17 protein-coding genes and 3 tRNA genes are annotated in these 19,463 nt (G+C 63.1%); 11 read left to right on the forward strand and 9 right to left on the reverse strand.

The annotated features are described in order from the left end of the window. Positions 1 to 60 precede the first annotated feature (60 nt). The 3 genes from secF to yajC all read right to left on the reverse strand — a co-directional run bounded on the left by secF (position 61) and on the right by yajC (position 3,080). Complete coding sequence (gene secF, locus GR702_RS04870; protein ID WP_160984833.1) at positions 61 to 1,053, reverse strand: protein translocase subunit SecF; 993 nt, start codon at positions 1,051 to 1,053, stop codon at positions 61 to 63. Between the two features lie 15 nt (positions 1,054 to 1,068). Then, positions 1,069 to 2,679: a protein translocase subunit SecD gene (gene secD, locus GR702_RS04875; RefSeq protein WP_160984834.1), complete on the reverse strand. Its 1,611-nt coding sequence runs from the start codon at positions 2,677 to 2,679 to the stop codon at positions 1,069 to 1,071. Positions 2,680 to 2,744: 65 nt separating this feature from the next. After that, a complete protein-coding gene (yajC, locus tag GR702_RS04880; RefSeq protein ID WP_160984835.1) occupies positions 2,745 to 3,080 on the reverse strand; it encodes a preprotein translocase subunit YajC in 336 nt (111 codons plus the stop codon). 281 nt (positions 3,081 to 3,361) lie between these two features. Between yajC and GR702_RS04885 the strand changes: the two genes are divergently transcribed. The 4 genes from GR702_RS04885 (at position 3,362) to aroQ (ending at position 4,931) form a co-directional block, all read left to right on the forward strand. Beyond that, positions 3,362 to 3,438, forward strand: a tRNA-Pro gene (locus tag GR702_RS04885). 134 nt (positions 3,439 to 3,572) lie between these two features. Beyond that, positions 3,573 to 3,986: a holin family protein gene (locus GR702_RS04890; protein ID WP_160984836.1), complete on the forward strand. Its 414-nt coding sequence runs from the start codon at positions 3,573 to 3,575 to the stop codon at positions 3,984 to 3,986. A gap of 64 nt (positions 3,987 to 4,050) precedes the next feature. Continuing rightward, on the forward strand, positions 4,051 to 4,413 hold the full coding sequence (locus GR702_RS04895; protein WP_160984837.1) for a hypothetical protein: 363 nt from the start codon (positions 4,051 to 4,053) through the stop codon (positions 4,411 to 4,413). 68 nt (positions 4,414 to 4,481) lie between these two features. Then, on the forward strand, positions 4,482 to 4,931 hold the full coding sequence (aroQ, locus tag GR702_RS04900) for a type II 3-dehydroquinate dehydratase (RefSeq protein WP_160984838.1): 450 nt from the start codon (positions 4,482 to 4,484) through the stop codon (positions 4,929 to 4,931). Here aroQ and GR702_RS04905 read toward each other — a convergent pair. Continuing rightward, positions 4,915 to 5,400, reverse strand: a complete 486-nt coding sequence (locus GR702_RS04905; RefSeq protein ID WP_160984839.1) for a hypothetical protein — start codon at positions 5,398 to 5,400, stop codon at positions 4,915 to 4,917. The genes aroQ and GR702_RS04905 overlap by 17 nt on opposite strands. 7 nt (positions 5,401 to 5,407) lie before the next feature. Beyond that, complete coding sequence (locus tag GR702_RS04910; RefSeq protein ID WP_160984840.1) at positions 5,408 to 5,872, reverse strand: Lrp/AsnC family transcriptional regulator; 465 nt, start codon at positions 5,870 to 5,872, stop codon at positions 5,408 to 5,410. 252 nt (positions 5,873 to 6,124) lie between these two features. Here GR702_RS04910 and GR702_RS04915 point away from each other — a divergent pair, with 252 nt between their 5' ends. The 5 genes from GR702_RS04915 to GR702_RS04935 all read left to right on the forward strand — a co-directional run bounded on the left by GR702_RS04915 (position 6,125) and on the right by GR702_RS04935 (position 11,501). Beyond that, positions 6,125 to 7,990 (forward strand): sensor histidine kinase, encoded by a 1,866-nt coding sequence (locus GR702_RS04915; RefSeq protein ID WP_160984841.1) that lies wholly within the window; start codon positions 6,125 to 6,127, stop codon positions 7,988 to 7,990. A 57-nt stretch (positions 7,991 to 8,047) separates the two neighbouring features. Next, complete coding sequence (locus tag GR702_RS04920) at positions 8,048 to 9,085, forward strand: polysaccharide deacetylase family protein (protein WP_160984842.1); 1,038 nt, start codon at positions 8,048 to 8,050, stop codon at positions 9,083 to 9,085. Between the two features lie 42 nt (positions 9,086 to 9,127). Further along, a tRNA-Ile gene (locus GR702_RS04925) sits at positions 9,128 to 9,203 on the forward strand. 153 nt (positions 9,204 to 9,356) lie between these two features. After that, positions 9,357 to 9,433: transfer RNA gene (locus GR702_RS04930), tRNA-Pro, on the forward strand. 97 nt (positions 9,434 to 9,530) lie between these two features. After that, positions 9,531 to 11,501: a site-specific integrase gene (locus tag GR702_RS04935; RefSeq protein ID WP_160984843.1), complete on the forward strand. Its 1,971-nt coding sequence runs from the start codon at positions 9,531 to 9,533 to the stop codon at positions 11,499 to 11,501. A 553-nt stretch (positions 11,502 to 12,054) separates the two neighbouring features. On the opposite strand, the gene GR702_RS04940 is transcribed toward GR702_RS04935, so the two are convergent. Continuing rightward, positions 12,055 to 12,417, reverse strand: coding sequence for a hypothetical protein (locus tag GR702_RS04940; RefSeq protein WP_160984844.1), 363 nt, complete (start codon positions 12,415 to 12,417; stop codon positions 12,055 to 12,057). A 232-nt stretch (positions 12,418 to 12,649) separates the two neighbouring features. On the opposite strand from GR702_RS04940, the gene GR702_RS04945 reads away from it, so the two are divergent. Next, positions 12,650 to 12,889 (forward strand): LuxR C-terminal-related transcriptional regulator, encoded by a 240-nt coding sequence (locus GR702_RS04945; RefSeq protein ID WP_160984845.1) that lies wholly within the window; start codon positions 12,650 to 12,652, stop codon positions 12,887 to 12,889. Positions 12,890 to 13,174: 285 nt separating this feature from the next. Continuing rightward, positions 13,175 to 13,420 (forward strand): hypothetical protein, encoded by a 246-nt coding sequence (locus GR702_RS04950; RefSeq protein WP_202408047.1) that lies wholly within the window; start codon positions 13,175 to 13,177, stop codon positions 13,418 to 13,420. Positions 13,421 to 13,559: 139 nt separating this feature from the next. On the opposite strand, the gene GR702_RS04955 is transcribed toward GR702_RS04950, so the two are convergent. The 3 genes from GR702_RS04955 to GR702_RS04965 all read right to left on the reverse strand — a co-directional run bounded on the left by GR702_RS04955 (position 13,560) and on the right by GR702_RS04965 (position 19,462). Beyond that, positions 13,560 to 15,209, reverse strand: a complete 1,650-nt coding sequence (locus GR702_RS04955) for an ATP-dependent helicase (protein ID WP_160984847.1) — start codon at positions 15,207 to 15,209, stop codon at positions 13,560 to 13,562. After that, positions 15,206 to 17,143, reverse strand: a complete 1,938-nt coding sequence (locus GR702_RS04960) for an AAA family ATPase (protein ID WP_160984848.1) — start codon at positions 17,141 to 17,143, stop codon at positions 15,206 to 15,208. Before GR702_RS04960 ends, GR702_RS04955 begins: the two co-directional genes overlap by 4 nt. A gap of 402 nt (positions 17,144 to 17,545) precedes the next feature. Then, positions 17,546 to 19,462: a DNA/RNA non-specific endonuclease gene (locus tag GR702_RS04965; protein ID WP_202408048.1), complete on the reverse strand. Its 1,917-nt coding sequence runs from the start codon at positions 19,460 to 19,462 to the stop codon at positions 17,546 to 17,548. Position 19,463: the final 1 nt, after the last annotated feature.

The raw sequence follows: 19,463 nt of genomic DNA on the forward strand, positions 1-19,463 counted from the left end.
GTTCACCGGCCTAGCCGGAAACTGCCGCCCCTTTTCGCATGGGCATCGAAGGAGATACCGTCAGGCCTTCCTGGGTGCGCTTCCCTCGCGGGCGAGACGCTCCTGCCGGTCGAGAGCGGTTTCGGCCGCTACGAAGCTGTCCGATTTCACGCCCAGCCAGATCAGGATCGGAGCCGACATGAAGATCGAGCTGTAAGTGCCGATGAAGATGCCAAGGGTGATGGCGGCGGTGAAGCCGAAGATCACGTCGGGGCCCAGCAGCAGCAGTGCGACCAGCATGATCAGGATCGACACCGAAGTCACGACCGTGCGCGACAGCGTCTCGTTCACCGAAAGGTCCAGAAGTTCGGGCATCGGCATGCGGCGGTGCTTCTTCAGGTTCTCGCGGATGCGATCGTAGACGACGATCTTGTCGTTGAGGGAGTAGCCCAGCAGCGTCAGCAGCGCCGCGACGATGTTGAGGTCGAACTCCATCTGCGTAAGCGCGAACATGCCGACCGTGAGCAGGATGTCCTGCACCAGGGCGAAGAGCGCACCGGCCGCGAACTGCCACTCGAAGCGGACCCAGATGTAGATCGAGATGAACACCATCGCCAGCGTCAGCGCGATCACGCCGGTCTTCAGCAGTTCTCCCGAGACCTTGCCGGAAACCGAATCGACGCCGTCGATGCGCGCATCCGGGAAGGTCTGCTTGATGGTGGCCGTGATCTTGCGCGCCATGGCGTCCGAAAGCTGCGGCTGATCTTCCGCGCCCTCGGGCAGCTTCATGCGCAGCGACACCTCGTTCGGCTTGCCGAAGTTCTGGACCACGGCCTCGCCGTAGCCCAGCTTCTCGACCGATGCGCTGAGAGCATCGATGGGCGCCGTAGCGCTGCGCTCGAAGGTGACGCGGATCATCTGCCCGCCCACGAAGTCGACGCCCAGATTCAGCCCGTGGGTGAACAACAGCACCACCGAGGCGATCATCAGCGCGATGTTGCTGATGAAGAACGGCCACTGCCACTTCAGGAAGTGGATGTTGGTGTTGTCGGGAATAAGCTTCAGGAGCTTCATCGTATACCTCCCAGCTTACAGGTTGAGGTCGGAGGGGCGCGTCTTGCGCAGCCAGCCGGCGACCCACATGCGGGTCAGGGTAACGGCAGTGAACACCGAAGTGACGATGCCGATCATGAGCACGACCGCAAAGCCGCGCACCGGGCCCGAGCCGAAAGCGAACATCAGCACCGCCGCGATGGAGTTCGTGATGTTCGCATCGAAGATCGCGCGGCTGGCCTCGCGGTAGCCGAGCTCGACCGCCTGCACCACGCGCCGGCCTTTCGCGCGCTCCTCGCGGATACGCTCGTTGATGAGCACGTTGGCGTCGACCGCCGCACCCAGCGTCAGCACGAACCCGGCGATGCCGGGCAACGTCAGCGTCGTTCCGAAGACCGCCATCACGCCCAGGATCATCAGCACGTTGATGAACAGCGCGCAGATGCAGGCGTAGATGCCGAAGCGACCGTAAGTAAGGATGATGAAGAGCACCAGCGCGAGAGTGCCCACCGCCATGGCAAGCACGCCCTTGTCGATGGCGTCCGCGCCAAGGTCCGCGCCGACGGTGCGCTCCTCGACCACCTTGAGATCGACCGGCAGCGCGCCCGAGCGCAGCGCGATGGCGAGCTGCGTGGCCGACTGCACGTTGAAGCTGCCCGAAATCTGGGCGCTGCCGCCCAGGATCGGCTCGTTGATGCTGGGAGCGGAAAGCACCTTGCCGTCAAGGATGATCGCGAATCGCTTCCTGACGTTCTCGGTCGTGAGCCGCGCGAACTTCTCTCCGCCCTGCTGGTTGAAGGTGATCGAGACGACCGGCTGGTTCGTCTGTGGCTCGAACGCCTGCTTGGCGTCGGTCAGTTCGTCGCCCTTGATGCCGCCCAGGCGCTTGACGGCGATGACCGGCGGCTGCCCGGCGGCACCTGCGTCCGCATAGGGCAGGACCTCGTCGCCCGGGGGCACGATGCCCTGCGCAAGATCCGCGGGCGATGCCGTCTCGTCGACTAGCTTGAACTCCAGCTTCGCGGTCTGCCCCAGCAGCGACTTGAGCGCCGCCGGATCCTGCAGCCCGGGGACCTGCACGTCGATGCGAGTGCCGCCAAGCCGGCGGATGTCGGGCTCCTTGGTGCCAAGAGCATCGATGCGCTTGCGCACCACCTCGACCGCGGTTTCCATCGCATTGCTGACGGCAAGATCGATGCCCTCGGGCGTGGGCGAGAGGATGAACTGGTTGCCGTTGACGACCTGGATGTCCCAGTCGCGCTCGCCGGAAAGGCCGGCGCCGGAGGTCAGCGGAAGGATCGCCTCACGCGCTGCGTCCACTTGCGCGGCGTCGCGCACGGTGAACGACAGGCGTCCGCCGCGGCTCGAGACGTCGCCGATGGCGATACGCGGTTCGGCGGCGCGCAGGCGGGTGCGCACCGATTCCTCCATGCCCTCCAGCCTTTGCGCGATCACCTGCGCACGGTCGGCCTCGAGCAGGAGGCGCGAACCGCCCGCGAGGTCGAGACCGAGATTGATCCGGGGATTGGGCAGGCTGTCCGGCCAGCGGACAGTGGTGAAGGACAGCAGCGTGGGCAGAGACAGTGCGCACAGCACCAGCGTCAGCCCCCAGTACCAGACCTTCTTCCAGGTTGGAAATTCAAGCATTGGCTATCGTTCGCTCCAGACGGACGGCGCACAAAAACGGCACTGCCCGGGAAATCTTGCCTCGGTCAGTCGTTCGCGGGCTTGGATCCGGCGGGCGGGATCACGTCGACGATCGTCGACTTGAGCGCCTTGACCTTCACGCCCTGCGCCAGTTCGACATCGGCATAGTTGTCGTCCACGCGCACGATCCGGCCCACCAGGCCACCGCCCGTAAGCACCTCGTCGCCCTTCTTGAGCGCGGAAAGCTTGGCCTTGTGGGCCTTCTGCTGCTTCATCTGGGGACGCAGGATGAGGAACCAGAAGATCAGCGCCATCGCCACGAACGGCATGTACGTAATCCAGGCCGGGGGCGCCCCGGCGGGTGCGGCTGCGGCGAGCTGGGCGAGGATCGAGGTCTGCATGGAAGTGATGGGCCTTCTTTGTCTCACGACGGCCGGCGAATCGCGCGCCGGCCGACAGGGCGCGTTCGGTCGGAAAATTGCCCGGACCGGACGCAACCGGATGCGGGCGGTTAGCAATAAAGCGCATCGCTGGCAACGCGCCGACTTGCGCGCCTGCGCCGCCCCCACGCCGTCAGATGGCGCGCGAGGCCGCCTGTTCAAGTGCTCCGCGCCTGCGGCAAAATTCTCTTTCTACCCCGCTTGCGCAATCCGAAAGACCCTCCTATAGGCCGCGCTCCGGTCGGGACGTAGCGCAGCCTGGTAGCGCATCACACTGGGGGTGTGGGGGTCGGAGGTTCGAATCCTCTCGTCCCGACCAATTATTTCTTATGCACGCCGCTCCCCCTTCAGCGCGTGCCGGGCCAGCGGCTCTTCCTCACCATTTTCCTACATCGGCCCTTGTGGCTATGTGGTTGCGGGTCATCAACTCCCTCACGGAAAGGACCCCCGCCCATGCCGCTGCTCGATTCGCTGCTCGGCCCCGTCACCCGCATCATCGACAAGGTCGTTCCCGATCCCGAAGCGCGCGACCGCGCCAAGCTGGAACTGCTCCGCCTGGAGAATTCGCGCGAGCTCGAAATGCTGCAGGCCAGCCTCTCGGCCGTGGTCGCCGAGGCGAATTCCGCCGATCCGTGGACCAGCAGAGCACGCCCAAGCTTTCTCTACGTCATATACGTCATGATACTTTGGGCACTGCCGATGGGCATGATCGGTGCCTTTAGCCCGGCAACCGCGAAGGCCATCGGCGAAAGCATGACTGCCTATCTCGCCGGCATCCCCGAACCGCTCTATGCCCTCTTCGGCACCGGCTATCTCGGCTATGCGGTCGTGCGTCAGTGGGGCAAGGCAAAGGGCCTCGAGCGCTAAGCAATCCCTAACCTTGATGCGGTACAAGGGCGCTCCTTCCGCCGATCGTACAGGAGCGCCCGAATTGTCCCGTATCGCCTGCCTGCTGGCCGCTTCCACGCTTGCGCTTGCCGCGTGCGGTCCAAGCCAGACCGAGATCGATGCGCAGGCCACGCAGGAGGCGAGCGAGGCCGCCGCGGCGACGCAGGCGGCCCGGGACGCGGCGGCCGCCCGCGCACGCGAGAACGAACAGTCGCTCGAGGCGTTCTATGCGGGCGACGAGGCAGCGGGCGAAGCGGCGCCGCCCGAGGATGAGCCCGCCGACGACGGTCCCGCGCCTCGCGCCGAAGCTCCCGCCGCCGCCATTGACGCGCCTGCGCCCCCTCCCCCGCCGATCCGGTCTTATCAGCCCGCGCCCCATCCGCCGCCGATACCGCCCGTCCAGTAGGACTTGCGCTTGCGCGCTCTTGCAGGCCCGCTAAAGCTGCGGCCTTTCGAACGGGGGACTGCGATACGATGTCGGACAAGCTGGTCTATGTGCTCAACGGGCCCAACCTCAACCGGCTGGGCAAGCGCGAGCCGGCGATCTACGGATCGCAGACGCTGGACGACATCGGAGCGATGCTGGCCGAGCGCGGCCGGCTCCTTGGCGCGAGCATCGTCCTTTTCCAGTCGAACCACGAAGGCGATCTCGTGGACTGGCTGCACGAGGCGCAGGACGCAGGTGCCCATGCGGTTCTGCTGAACGCGGGCGCCTATACGCACACCTCCATCGCCTTGCTCGACGCGATCCGCTCGATCACGGTGCCGGTGATCGAGGTCCACCTCTCCAATCCGCATACCCGCGAGGGATTCCGCCACACCTCGTGGGTGGGCATGGCTGCCAAGGGCACCATCGCCGGCTTCGGAGCGCAGAGTTACCTGCTGGCCCTTGAAGCCGCAGTCGCGCTCACGACGGACAGCTGACCACGCGCCCCGCATCGTTGCGAACAGAGACGATCCTGCGCACGTTGATCGCCATCGGATCCGTGGCGTCGGGCAGGGCGACGAGGCAGATCCTGCGTTCCACCAGGTCTAGCAGCACCCGGCGTACATCGTCCGTGGTCGCCTCGGCGGGCAGGCGCGCGATGAGAAAGCGGCCGGACAGCGCGCTGCCGGGCGCAGTCAAGAGGTGCGCCTGCAAGTTGGTGACCGCGCGGCCGTTCACCGTCCAGCGCCTGCTTTCAAGGTCGTAGAGCGGCGCCGCCTCGATCTCGGCGCGGCTGATCCCTGTTGCCACGGAATGGCGGCCTTGGTCGCTGCCATCCGCCAGTTCGAACGAAGGCGCTTCACCCGCCGGTCGTTCATGTCCGAACCACCAGACATTCGCGGCCACCAGCAGCACTGCCAGCGCGATCAGAAGCGGGGTGCGCCGGGAGCGACCTTTCACGCGCATGGCGGCTTCACTCGATCGGCACGCCCGGCACGTTCTTCGCCGTGCGAATCGTCAGCGAAGTCTTCACGCTGTCCACGTTGGGCGCGGGCGTAAGCTTGCTGGTCAGGAATTCCTGGAAACTCTGAAGGTCGCGGCTCACGATCTTCAGGATGAAGTCGATCTCGCCGTTGAGCATGTGGCACTCGCGCACTTCGGGAAGACCTTTCATGTGGTCCTCGAAGGCACGCAGCGATTCCTCCGCCTGGCTCTTCAGGCTTACGAGCGCGAAGACCGTGATTGTGAAGCCCAGCTTCGAGGCGTCGAGATCGGCATGATAGCCCTGGATGACGCCTGCTTCCTCGAGACTGCGCACGCGGCGCAGGCATGGCGGCGCGGTAAGGCCCACCCGCTGGGCCAGCTCAACATTCGTGATTCGTCCTTCCGCCTGCAGCTCCGCCAGCAGGCGGCGGTCGATTTCATCGAGATTGATCATTCCGAATTTCCCCGGCGGAGCGCTTCTTCCGCTCCACGTTGCAACTTACACATCGAAAAGGCCAGTGTGCCGTAATATTATTAGGCCATAGCGTAATCGTCCCGCTTTGCAACGCTGGAAAACAGCGAGTTCCTCGGTCACTCAAGGTTGCTATGAAAGATTGTCGCCATGACTCTCACGTTGTTTTCCTTATGGTAAAGATAGCTGGGCCATAGGGTCTCGCCCGCCATGGATGGCGGACCTGGAGAATGAATGCACTTCGACGACCGCCTTGCCACGGTGTTACGCCTGTCCCCGACCGGGGACGGTCTGGCGCGCGTGCAGTTCAGGCAGCTCGTCGATCTTCTCGGCAAGGTGCCGGATTCCGCCGGTTCCAGCGAAGTCGTGGAAGCGGGATTCGCCCGGCTCGAGGCGCTCGGGCGCCAGATACCACCGGCCGAGCAGGCGCGTCTTCTGCGCCATCCGCTGCAGCCCGTAAGCAATCCCCGGCTTCTCGCACGGCTGGTTGAAGCCGAGCCGGAAGTCGCCTGCGCGGCGATTCGTGCGGCCCGGCTCGATGATGCCGACTGGCTGGCACTGATCCCCCGGCTGCCGGTTCGCGCACGCGGCATACTGCGGCATCGTCGTGACCTTGGCCCGGCGGTCGAGGCTTTGCTGGAAGGGCTGGGAGTGCGCGATCGCGCCCTGCCTTATGCGGAGCACGAGCCCGACCCCGAAGCGCCTCTTCCCGACGAGCCACGCACAAGCTTCAAGGCTCCTACGGGAAACATCGCGGTCGATCAGGACATGTCCGAGGACGTCCTAGAATTGCTCGACATGGGCGACGATCCGCCTGCTCCCACATCGCTCAGCGAGTGGGCGAAGGCGCGCGCGGCCCAGCAGCAAAGGGACCTGCACGCCAAGGTCGCCGCCATGCCCGCCGCTTCCCCGGGTGAAGCGGGAATCGGCGCGATCGTCCGGCGCATCGAGGAGTTTCGCAAGGCACGCGAGACCATGGGCCCGCCCGAGACCGGCGCGGATGCCCCCCGGCTTCCACTGGGCGACAGCGCGCCGGCCACCGTTCGCCTTGCGCAGGCGATCGATTTCGCCACCGACCTCCATGGGCGGATCAACTGGGCCGACGGCCCTTACGCGCCTTCCGTGATTGGCCTCGATCTGTCCGGAGCGCAGGACGAGGCGGCGCGCTCTTCAAGATCCGATACGGACCTCGTGACCTCGATGCGCAGGCGAATGCCTCTTCGCGGCGCCCGGGTCCGGGTCGCCGGCGCCCCTGCCGTCAGTGGCGGCTGGCAACTCGATGCCGTGCCCCGGTTCGACGCCGGCACCTTCATCGGCTATTGCGGCCGCCTGCGCCGTCCCGCCGCTGCTCCGGTCGTCGTCGCCCCGCCCGTGGCCGACACCGCCGGGGCCCACCGCATGCGCGAAGTCCTTCACGAACTGCGCACCCCGGCCAACGCCATCCAGGTCGCCGCCGAGATCATCCAGCAGCAACTCTACGGACCTGCTCCGCACGAGTATCGCGCGCTGGCCGCCGCCATCGCGGGTGACTGCGCACATATCCTGGCGGGTTTTGAGGAACTCGACCGGCTGGTGAAGCTCGAATCGGGTGCGCTCCCGCTCGACGAGGGAGAGTGCGACCTCGCCCGCGTCCTGGCGCAAACCGTCGTGCGGCTGCGCGCCTGGACGGAGCCTCGTGGCAGCGGCTTCGCGCTCGCCTCCGACCCCTCGGCCGCCCGCCTTCCGGTCCGCGTCGCCCGTCCCGAGGTGGAGCGCCTGGTCTGGCGCCTGTTCGCCGCGCTCGCTGGTTCCACCGCGCCGGGCGAGGCCTTGAACCTTGCCTGGTCATTGCGCGGCAACATGGTGGAAGTGGCGGTGGAACTGCCGGCGCTCCTGGCGGAGCGTGCGCCCGACGCCCTTTTCGACGCCGTAGCCGGGGAGCGCGGGCAATCGCTGGCGACTGGCATGTTCGGGATCGGGTTCACGCTGCGCCTTGCTGCGGCCGAAGCAGCGGGCGCAGGCGGTGCTCTCCAGCGGCGCGGCACTTCGCTGCACCTTGCCCTCCCCGCGTTGACCGGCGCGGGCGCCAGGGATAGCAAAGCGGCAACCTTTTCGGCCTAGAGCACCGCCTCTGGTCGATCCATCCGGCGGACGCGACCCGCAGAAGGAACACGTTCTTTGCCAGGACCCAATCTCCTGGACCTGCCCGGCAGGCACTCGTTCGCATCCTTCGGGAGCGACTTTGGCCAGCGCTTCATCGTGACGGTCGATACCGAGGAGGAATTCGACTGGTCGGCGCCCTTGGACAGGCAAAAGCATGGTCTGGAGGCCCTCCCCGCCCTGCGCAGGTTCCAGAAGTTCTGCGAGAGCTTCGGTGTGGTCCCCAGCTATCTCGTCGACTGGCCGGTCGCGTGTTCACCGCGAGCGGTAGAGGCGATCGGAGATGCGGTGACGCGCGGCGCTGCCGAGGTCGGGGTCCAGCTGCATCCATGGGTCAGTCCCCCTTTTCGCGAAGAGGTGAACGAGTTCAACAGCTTCGCGGGCAACCTTCCCTACGAGCTCGAGCGAGAGAAGCTTCTTGCGCTGCGCGAACGGATCGAGCGCGCCTTCGGCGCAGCGCCGCTGATCTATCGCGCGGGCCGCTATGGGCTGGGACCTCGCACGGCAGAAATCCTTCGGGAATGCGGCATCCTCATCGACACTTCAGTCCGTGCGCGCTGGGACTACAGCGGCACGGGCGGTCCAAACTACCGCGCCCACCCGCTGCATCCCTACTGGGCGGGCGAGGATCGGCGGTTGCTGGAACTGCCGCTGACGACGATCTACTGGGGGCCGCTGCGGCAGGCGGGCAACGTCATCTACCCGCACCTGTGGCGCGCTCCTCGCATCAGGGGCGTGCTTGCCCGCGCCGGCCTCCTCGAGCGCATCCCGCTTACACCCGAGGGGGTCACGGCGGAGGAAGCCCTGCGCGCAGTGGACATCGCCGTGGACGAAGGGTTGCCGGTGCTCGTGTTCTCGTTCCACAGCCCCTCGCTTGCGCCCGGCCATACGCCATACGTGCGCAACAATGACGACCTTGAAGCCCTCTACGACTGGTGGCGGCGGCTCTTTACGCACCTGCGTCGTCGCGGCATACGCCCCACGAACGTTGCCGAGATCGCTGCATCCGCTCGCTCGGACGACAGTGCGCTTGCCTCTGCGCCTCGGCCAAGCTAACGCCCCTTCGTTCGGGACAGCTGACAAGGCGCCCCGGACGGTGGGCCTGTAGCTCAGCGGTTAGAGCTGGCCGCTCATAACGGCTAGGTCGCGGGTTCGAATCCTGCCGGGCCCACCATTTCCCGCCCTGCTCCGGCATGGGCCCAGCGTCCTCCACATGACCCAAACGCAACGGTAGCGGTCGGCCGATGAAGCGGCGAAATTATCCAGCAGCTCCCGAGAAGATTCAGCTTGCGCCTGCAGGACGGCAAACCTAATGGCTGCAGCGCGTCGGGGAGTGGCGCAGTCCGGTAGCGCGCCTGCTTTGGGAGCAGGATGTCGCAGGTTCGAATCCTGTCTCCCCGACCAACTTTCTCTAAGTTATTGATTTTACGTCTCAACCCTCGCGGGGTGGGATGATTGTACGCACGGTTGTACCCCTCGCTGTACCCCTTGAGGTGGCGGAATGGGATTTCCGAACGTGGCGCTGCGTGGCGGCACCTATTACTGGCGAAAAAAGATCACGGTTGCAGGCACATGCCTAACGCTGTCGTTACCATTGCGTACCGGAAATTTTAATTCCGCCCGCTCTATTGCTCTCCGCTTGGGAACGGCAGTCGAGACATTACGCATGGCATATGGTCAGTCGTCGGGTATGGGCCCCGACAAGCTCAAGCGCGTGTTCAGCGACGCGATGCGCTGGCAATTGCAGCGAATACTTGAAGATCAGGCCGGAAGCCGTGCGCCCGCAGGCGAGCACGCCACCACAAACTCCATCCATGCTGAGGCTTGGAGCTTCCTCGCTCAAAACGGGCCAGACGCCAAATGGTCGCTCGATGATCTTGAGCAGCTCGTTGCCAGTGGCTGGAAATTCGTCGACGCGAAGGCGGTCGGCAACGCTGTGTTCGATTATCAGTCGGGCAGCGTGGTCTCGGGTTCACAGTTGCAGAGCTATGTTGAACGGTTCGGCATAAGCTCGACACAGGAAAACCTCGACCGAATGAAACGGACGGTCTGCGCGGCTCGGGCAGCAGCATGCCGGGAGGCAACGGGACGGTTGTCCGCCGCCGATGACTTTACGGCTGACTGGATCCAGGATGCGTTGGCGGACACGACACCTTTCGCATTCGAGCAGATGCCGGAAAGTGGACCTGAGGAGCACCCCTCGTCCGTGGCGACGGAGAAGGAACCGCCAGCTCCGACATCCGATAATCGGGGGACGACCAGAGCAAAGAAGCTGCTCCTCGAGGCAACCGAAGAATGCATCGCCCTGCACGAGAGCGAGAAAGCATGGGATACGGTAACCGTGGGTCAGGTCCGAACGGCCTTGCGGCTATTCGACCATGCTTGTGGGCGCGGTATTCACATCCAGGACCTCGAACAGTCGCATGTGCAGGCGTTCGTGAAGCTATGCAGGGCACTGCCAGGCAGATGGGGCCGCACCGCCGAAGAGAAGGCTGGCGGGATCGCGGCAAGCCTTGATCGAGCGACACGCATGGACGATGCCGACATCGGCTTGAGCCAGGCTACGATCAACAAGCACCTGACGTGGATCACCGCAGTTCTCGAGTTCGCCGCTGGTGACAATGAGGCGGACGGGCATCGCCCTGCCCAGCCTCTTTCCTTCAAGTCGGCACGTAAGGGCATTGCAAGAAAGGCTCGGCTGCAACGCAAGAGGGATCGCGACAAGCGTGCAAGCTGGAGCAAGCAGGAGATTGCACATCTCCTGTCCGCAACGGTCTGGACAGGCGCCGCAGGTATTGACCATCGGCTGGACCCCGGAACCGAGATTATCCATGACGCATGGTATTGGCTGCCTCTCATGTTGGTTTTGTACGGCGGCCGTAGCTCTGAACTCGCCGGACTCGCGCTCACCGAAGTCCATGAGCAGGCTGAAATCCCACATTTCGTCATAGATTTCACCGAAGATCGAAAGCTGAAAACCGTCCAGTCGATCCGAAAGCTTCCGGTCCATCCGGAGCTGATTCGCCTGGGCTTCATCGACTACGTCACCCAGATCCGAGCAGCGGGGTGCAAGATGCTGTTTCCGGAAATGTCGTCACCAAACTCCTCCAGTTTCGCCAGCACCTTTTACAAAAGCATCTTCAGCAAATGGCGTGCCTGGGCGTTTCCGGAAGGAACAGCATGGCGCCACAAGCAGCGAGGCGCGTGGAAGGACAAGGATGTCCATTCGTTCAGAGGCACCGCCACGTCGCTGTTGAAAGGCCACGTACAGGACAGCGTCAGATGCGACATCTTCGGGCATGAAGGGGAGACAGAGACCTCCCGCACGTATGACGAAGAAGCCGCCTTGGGCATCAAGCTCGAGGCCTTGCGATACCTCTCCCCGCTCACGGCGCACATTCAGCCGAGCCTGCCGATCCGTATCCGACCCGTTGGTAGGCTCCGGCACGGCGTTCGCGCGCAAGCCAGATAAGGCAAGGGTTGAAAGGGCGCTCGTCGCTCAATGCTCTGACGTGAGCGATTCAACCTTGACCTGAATTGCCATAGCGCAAGCCTCCTTGCCGACCATTCTTCGTACGGAAGTGTCGACCCCGCCCCCCATGGTTTTGACAGGGTAAACGGCCGTGGCCGGGCCAGCGTTCAACAGCATGTCAAACTAGCCCCTGAGTATGGCCAAATCGCGATTTGGTACCCTGTCAAAACAGCCATTCTGACAGGGTGAAAAAGTTGGGCGCAATACTGCAAAAGTGGGGGTCCCACTTTTGCGCCGCCTTCGCGGGGCGGCTTCGACGCCGACCCCGCTATTATGTAAAAATTGCCATAGTTGACCTACCCCCGCCCCCCACCTTTTTGTCAGGGTATGAGGGCATGGCTTTTCAGCCGTATCGGGCTGTCTTGTGGCGCGGAGACGCGCCAGGTCCTCCACCGCTTGCGGCTCCGGAAGGCAAATAAGATATGGATCAAGCCAGAGGTGCTCTCGCCCATCACTCTGCTCGTCACGAAGGCGAGCGCCCTGACATGCGGCGCTACTTCTGGAAAATCTCGGCGATCAGATCCGGACAGGATGCGCGATGGCGCACGATGATTTGCAGCCAATCCTGTAGGACGGTGAGTGACCAGAAGTCACCGTTTTCTAACGCCAGATATGGATAGTTGCCGTTGATCTGCTGGTACGAAACTGAATGGAACAGCCAGTCCACAGCCGCCTCCTCCGAACCGCAAAGCATGAGGAGGCTTTGCATGATGCCACGCAGTGCCTCCTTCCCGTCGACGCCGTGGTAAGTCCCCTCGGTGGTGGAGGTGCCAAGGATCTGATCGATGAAGTCGGAGCTGTGCAGTCCAGTTTCCCGCAGAAGTTCCAACAACCCTTCGCTTATCCCTGTCTGCATGCCGGCAACTCCATATGATCGTCGTTTCTCGCTCTTAAGCTCATGGCCATTTTCTACAGATTGAGCAGCGATCGCCAGCGTGGGCCTACCTACGTGAAATGAGGGATTTTTTAGGAGGCCGGGCGTATCGCAGCCTGTCACGCAGGCCGCGAATACCACCGTCTTCGAATGTCTTGAGGTCTTTGATCAGACCTTAGGAGTTTGAAGAAAATATATGGTGAATCAAAGATCTGTGAAGCTGACGAATCGGGAATGCGAGGTCGCCAGATGGGTGCTGCGCGGGCACACGGCCAAGCAGATAGCACGGGCGCTCTCAATTTCTCCGCGCACCGCAGAAACCCATCTCAAAGCGCTGATGCTTAAGACCCGCGCCCGAAACCGTGCCAACATGGCCGCCCACCTGCTGCTGAAGGGGCTTGTGGAGTTCAGCCTGGAAGATCTTAAGGGCTATGGCGGGGAGGATGAAGCATGATCTGTGGATCTGCGCTCCTCCGCCACCCTGTGACATTTTATCCCACAAATTACGGTTTTCAGAAAATGTGGGATAAATGCCAGATTTCCGGCATTCCCGTGGTCAAACTCGGGCGGCTAGACTCACCGCCACCGATCGTCGGCAGTCATGCCTTTGGCGCGCGCAGCGCCATGCAGGCTCGACGATGATCCGGGAAATTACGGAGGTGATGCCGCTGCCGCAACGGCGGAACGATCTCGGCTATGCAGCATAACCGCGTGACCGGGAAAGGAGCCTCCATCGGTGATGATCGTGAAAATCGAAGTTTGGCCGGGAGGGGTTGAGACCGCCCCCCGTGAAATCGGCAGGATGGTAATCGCCAACCTCAGCAACCTCGCCGAAATCAGCGACTACAGCGTCCATATCGAACAAGCGGAGACGCTTCGGTTACACGTTCCAGCGATCGACGCTCGCGTGACGGTAAAGTCTCATCCTAGGCGTGACGGCCCTTGGGCCCTGGTCCGGCGCGCCCTCGATCAAGCTGGCGCCTGAAATTCAGAGACATGGATGGTGTGACGCTCCAAGGCAGCAATTAGGACATTTCTGCCGCTCTCCGGTGACGTGGCGGACGGCAGGTTCTGCCAGATGCCGCCGACGCCGGATTTTCGACGCAACGTTGAGCCGTTAGCAATCATGCTGCGTAGCCGAGGAACTCGTCATGCTCATGGCGTTCGACAGTCCAGCGCCTCGCTCCGACAGGTCTCTCACGAGACTGGCAGGCGGTCAGCCATAGCCGCTTTTTGGCGCGCGAGATTCCGACGAAATAGGCAGCCCGTTCCGCCGCCGCATCGCCCCAGAATGTCTCATGCTCGACCCCTAGAATGACGACCGTATCAAATTCGAGGCCTTTGCTCTTGTGAACTGACATGATGCGGACGGCGCTGTCGCCGGAGAAGGACGCCAAGGCAGTCGCCGGATCCGCGTCGTTCTGCAGCAGCAAATGAACGCGTTCGAGCGCCTGCTCGATCAACTGATCCAGCCGGCCACCATGCGCATAGTCCGACGACAGCGCGATCAGATTGTCGCGCCCAACGACACCGACCAATGCAGCGACGAGCGTCTGCAGGTCGTCTAGGTCCGCGAGATCGACGTCTCCCGCCGCGACCTGCTGCCTCGTGTCCGTGACAAAGCGGTCCCACCGCGAGCGCAACTGATATTCGCGCTCCTCGTCATGACCATGGTTGAACACGACGAAATCCAGCAAGCGGCGATACGCGGCCGGCTGACGCGTGCCACTCGCGATTAAGAAGAAGTCTATGAGCAGGCAGGCGGCAGGCTCCGACGCCAGATCCTGCGCCTGGTCTTCCTCGCGGAACGGTATATCGGCCGCCTCGAACGCAGCCGTGAGACGCTGGCAATATAGCGCCTGCTGCTTGCTGACGAGGATCGCGATCTCCGAAGGCTCGACGCCATCGTCGATCAGAGCCTTGATCCGCTCCGTCAGGCTCGCGGCTTCTTCGCCGTCGTCATCAAAGCGCAAAATGGCGATCTCGCCCTCGTCACCAACGATCTCGACATCGTCGAGCGCAGCCGGAGGATCCATTACCTTGACCATGACATTCTGCATGCGGCGGAGCCGCGGCGCGGAACGAAAATTCTGATAAAGATTGAGCGGCAGCGCATCGAAGTCCTCGGCGAAGGTTAGAAAGATGCCCTCAAGCGCGCCCGCCCAGCCCATGATGCTTTGCTTGGTATCACCCACCGCCGTCAAACCTGTCGAGGTGTCGCCGAAGCAGGCGAGGATCAGCCGATATTGCTCGGCGGTGCAGTCCTGAAACTCATCAAGAAAGACATGTGTGTAAGTCTGACGCACTGCGTTGCGCGCGACCAAGCTGGCTTCGATGATATTATGGGCGAGCGGCACCATATCGGCAAAGGTGATGGACTGATGCTGTACGCGGCGCTGACCCACCGAATAGTCCGGGTCCAGGGCATCGCGTCCGGTGAGAACGGGACGAAAGCGGTCGATGATTCGCTTGGCGAACGCGTGAAACGTATGGCTGTCGAAGCGCGACGCCAGCTCGGGTCCACAGCGTTTGCGGACGCGAGCCTTGAGATTCTGACTTGCATCGGTCTTGAAGGAGATGGCGAGGATACGCCTAGGATAGCGGCAGGTACCCGTTCGCAGGAGGAAGTCGGCCCGCTGAGCGAGCATTTCGGTCTTGCCGGCGCCGGGGCCTGCGGTCAGCACTAGGCTACGGGTGATCTCGGTGGCGGCGGCCAGCGCATTGGGCTCGAGTGTCAGTCCGTCCGCCGGCGACCATCGCTCGATCGGGATCATTCCGGCAGGCCCGCCAGTGCGGTTTCGACATAGTCGAACAGGCGGGTCATCACGGTAGGCATGTCCGCTGCCAGTTCAGCGTCGTCGAGCGCGGCCATTGCCCGAATGTGCCAAGCTGGCTTGCTGCCGAGTTTGAAGCGACGGTGATAAGCATCGAACAGTTCGAGCTGTTCGTCGGTATATTGATTGCCGACGACGTCATGCTTCTTGCCGAGGACCGCCTTGAGCGTGGCTTCGTCGGGCTCCTCGCGTTCGTCGTCGTCGATCTCGTAGACCTCGGCGAACGCCTCGATCATCATGAAGTCGAGATCGAGAGGCGATGAGAAGAAGATCCCTCTTTCTTCGAAATATTCGATCCAGCCCTCGTCATCGACCATGAAACCGTCATCGCTGTCCCAGGCCGGAATGCCCTCGATGTCGCCATCGTCGATCCCGGCATTCGCGACATCGCCATATTTGATTAGTTGCTTGGCCGCATATTTGATCCGCCCCCACCCACCTTGGTAGCGGGCAAGGTCGAGGTCGAGCAAAGTCGCGTGCGGAATGCCGAGTGCGTGTAGCAGGCGCCAGAAATGATTGACGTGCCGGCCGCCCAGGGGAACGATCGAGATCGACGCATCGTCGGTAAGGATACCGCGCGCGGAAAGGAGCCGTGGCAATACGACCTCCTCGCTGTCGCCTTCGCCCAGGATTACGAACCGGGAGAAATACAGCTCGGGAAAGGCCTGGATGCCTTCGCGAACATATTTGGCGGCATCCTCGTTCTCGGGAAGGACGACGGCCGTAACTACCGTGCGACGATTGGCGTCGAGCCGAAGATAGCGGACGGTTTCAGGCGCGACGCGTCGCAGAAGCGAGGGGGCGTGCGTCGCAACCAACGCCTGCGTGTTCTGACCCTTCGCGAATTCGGAAACGGCCCGGACGACGCGCCCCAGATAATGCGGCGAGAGGCTGTTCTCGGGTTCCTCGACCGCAAGCAGGGTGAAAATCGCAGGTCGCAACTTATCGATGTCGAACGCTTCGGTTTCGCCCGCGAGAACCTTGTCGCCTATGTCGCGCATGGCGAGCACCAGTGAAATGTAGAGCAGCGACTGCTGGCCATCACTCAGCCGCGCGAAGTCGACCAGCGGTTCGCCATGGCCAGGCGTGAACGTCAGGCTCAGATGACGGAGCAACACATCGATCTCGCTCTGCGCAAACGAGATAGCGGGGTCGGCAAAAAACTGACCCTTATGGAGCTGGCTCCAAATGCCGGTCAGGGACTCACCGATGCCCTCGATGGCGGTGTTGCTGGTCAGAGCGGCCGTAATCTGCGCCGTGAGGGCGCCAATCGCTGCGCGTTCGCCGCTCCAGTCGGCGGCGCGCAGGGCGCGGCCTAACAGCGCATTCGCCGAATAGGAAACATGGTCGGAAGGGTCGCGGCGCGCCGGGAGATAGTGGACCTGAATCGCATTTCGATCCTGCTTCGAGGCTCTGCTTTCCTCGGTCGGCAGCCCAGCGTTGTCGGTCTTGGTCACATAGGTGAAAGTCTCCTCGATATCGCCATCCTGATCGAGTGTTGCCGCCAAACGGAAGCGAACGCGGACCTTTTCGTCCTCATCCACCATCAGCATGTGCGCGAAATTGCCCGGTACGGCGGGCATGGCACCGTCTTCCTCGATTTCGAGCTCGGGAAATTCGAAAACGGCTTCGATCCAGAGCCTGCGCTCGTCCGGCAAGGCCTCAGGCGCTTCGTCGGCCGCTATATGAAAATCAGAGGCTCTTATCTTGCGTAAGGCAGGGTCGAGGCTGAACATGCGTGCCAACGCCTGCAACACGGCTGTCTTGCCTGTGCCGTTCGGCCCCAAAATAAAGGTCGTGTCATCCAACGCAATGTCGGTCGCCACACTCCCGAAACATCTGAAGTTGCAGATGCGCAGATGCGCGAGCCTCATGTAAATCCTCCTTGTGGGCGACCCGGCCCCTTAGATCAGCGATGGCGAACGTCTGCTCCAGAGAGAAGCTGCCTGTAGGCCGTCCCGAAGCGGCTCGTCAGCAACGCGTCGTCATCTCGGCCTTTCATTGCGGCCGTCGGCCACCCGAAAAACGGAAATTCATTATACCCCCTCTCGCTTGGTGGATAACCGCCTGAAAAAATCCGGTTCAACTGGACTTGGTTGGTCGTTTTGATCGTCAACCATGAGCTAAGTCGAGTTCTGCTACCGCTCCGAAAAGTTCGCCGGGTGAAGCTTGGTTAAAGCCCGCCGGCGAGTTGGCGCCATCCTGAGTGCAGATCGGCAACTGTAGTTCAGGGGTGGCGTGCCGTATGCGCGCTAGGCCTTCCCTCAACTTCTCGCCTAAAGCGTAATCGAATCCAGGCTCTCAAGCGGCGTGAACGTCGGGGGCGCACCGTCGGCCAGGCCTTCGGTTATCCTCCGAAGCGGATCTGCTGCGGTGTAGGCGGAAAAATCGTGCCCTGTCGCGTCCGCGAGGTCGGCAATGGCGATCTGAAACGTTCTGTAGGCGCCCAAGTTCAGACCCTCGTTAGCCTCGGATCTGCTGCGCTTCTCTAGCAGCGCCCGGATTAGGTCCCCCTGGCTCAGCAGGTATGCCGTGGCGTGGAGGCCGCCAGTCTCCTGGTTAACGGCCGCGACCAGCTTCCAAAACTCCCGGGGCACGAGCGCGCCATCGATTAACTCCATTCCATCGGTCAGCACGGGCCCAGTGAAGACGCACATGCGGAATCCGGCGGTGCGCGCGCTATCGAGAATGTAGTTTTCCAGTCCCTGCCACAGCTGCTTGCCCTGGTTGAGGCGACTGTGCTGGGCTGCGGCGTTCACGTAGTGGAATGTGTCGAAGTTGGCCTTCTCGGCATCCGGACCCCAGTTGGGATCCTCGCGGCGAACCATGTGGCCCCGGTCGATCTCCAGGTCCTTGAAGTTCTTCGCGACAAGCTGGATGTCGAGCGGGACGCGCTCGTCGGCGAACCACTGGTCCCCCGACCGCTTGATCCTGACTGCGTTCTTGCCGTCGATGTTGACGGCCGTCATCACCGGCATCTTCAGTCGGCCGGAATACTTCACTCCGAAGTGGGTGTAGCGGATCTCACCCGGTTCCGTGGGGGCGTCCGACGGTTGGGCCAGACCATCAGCCGCCTCGCCGGACAGTTTCGGCCAAGGGGTTGCAACCCCGTCGAGGAAGTCACGGGTCGCGAACCCTTCGCGGTTCGCGAAGTGGGTCGCCGGGTGGACGCCGTCGGCGCGCTCAGCCGCCATCTCGGGCACGACCGCCAGCAGACGCTCGCCCGCAAGCAGCTTTTTCAGCGTCCCCACGCCGACTGCGCTGTTCCCCTTACCGTACAGACCGGCGAAGTGCAGGCCCACGACCTTTCGGTCCGCGAGAGCGATGAGCGGCGAACCCGAGTTGCCTCCCAGGCTAGTGCAGTCGTGGCTCAGCAGGCTGTCACTGCCCAGCGCCTGCGTGACCCGGCCGGGGGCAACGCGCTTCACGTCGTAGAGGTCGCGGAAATAGCGGGACTGCACCGTCGCATCGTTCCGGGAGTCGTAGGCGGGATAGCCGATGAGCGCCACTAGGTCGCCCAGGCCTGCCTCACCGTCCGCAAGATCGAGCGGGGTCGGAGTGAATGCCGGTGCACCGACGCGAAGGAGCGCCACGTCGGCCTCAAGATCGTCGGCGATGTAATCGATGAAGGTCACCTTCACCGTCCTCGATGTATCGCCAATCACGCTGGTGACCTCCTCGCCGAAGTCTATCGACGAGCCGTAGAGCGGGCCCGCCGGTGAGCGCATGAACACGCCGCTCCCGTCGAAAGTGCGGCGCGCCACAAGTTTCGCGACGTGCCTGTTGGTCACCACCAGGAGGTCGGCGCCGTCATGCGCGACGACCCAGCCGGTCCCGCCCCAGGCCATGTCGTAGTTGCGGAACTCGATGCGTCCCACGGATGGCAGGAGTGCCTCCGTCCCGATGACCAACGCATCGGCGCCGGGGAGGTCGGTCAGCGGCTCCATGACGATCGATCCATTGCGGACTAACAGCGGAGGGCGACCGGTGAGTTGGACGATCGCCTCCAACGCAGCAAGCGGAACGACGCTCTCTAGCGGTGCCGCGTCGGTGGTGATCGCCTCGATCGCCGCGTGGGACAGCGCCGCCATCGCGGCGGGCGGCAACGTGCCGCGCTGCGCCTTCGCCCGTATGGCCTCCACCATCTCCGGAGTCATGGCAACGCGGAGCGCCTCGACATCAACTTCGTCCATC

This window comes from Novosphingobium silvae, assembly GCF_009856825.1.
Lineage (GTDB): Bacteria > Pseudomonadota > Alphaproteobacteria > Sphingomonadales > Sphingomonadaceae > Novosphingobium > Novosphingobium silvae.